The sequence below is a fragment of the Pseudomonas sp. PME37.24/006 genome, assembly GCF_055556635.1.
Genome location: NZ_JBVHNL010000016.1, coordinates 1 through 434, shown reverse-complemented (window position 1 = coordinate 434; position 434 = coordinate 1). Strand labels below are relative to the sequence as shown.

1 protein-coding gene is annotated in these 434 nt (G+C 65.0%); it reads left to right on the top strand.

Going from position 1 to position 434, the window contains the following annotated elements; translation table 11 throughout:
* Window positions 1-434 (top strand): TRAP transporter large permease subunit (locus ACZ3GY_RS23660; RefSeq protein WP_465912171.1); only part of this gene is annotated, 434 nt, incomplete at both ends.

The window sequence follows — 434 nt, the reverse complement described above, 5'->3', positions numbered from 1 at the left end:
GCCCGTCGTCTGATCGACTTCGCCAACGCCTGCGTCGGTCATATCAAGGGTGGCTTGGCCATCGCTGCGATCCTCGCGTGCATGCTGTTCGCCGCACTGAGCGGCTCGTCGCCCGCCACGGTGGCAGCGGTCGGTTCGATCGTGATCGCCGGTATGGTGCGTTCGGGCTACAAGCAGGACTTCGCTGCCGGTATCGTCTGTAACGCTGGCACCCTGGGCATCCTGATTCCGCCATCGATCGTCATGGTGGTCTACGCCACCGCGACCGAAACCTCGGTGGGCAAGCTGTTCATGGCCGGTGTGGTGCCGGGCCTGCTGCTCGGCCTGGTGCTGATGGTGGTCATCTACATCATGGCGCGCGTGCAGAACATGCCGTCGCTGCCGCGCGCCTCGTTCAAGGAAATCCTCACCGCTGGCCGCAAAGCGGGCTGGGG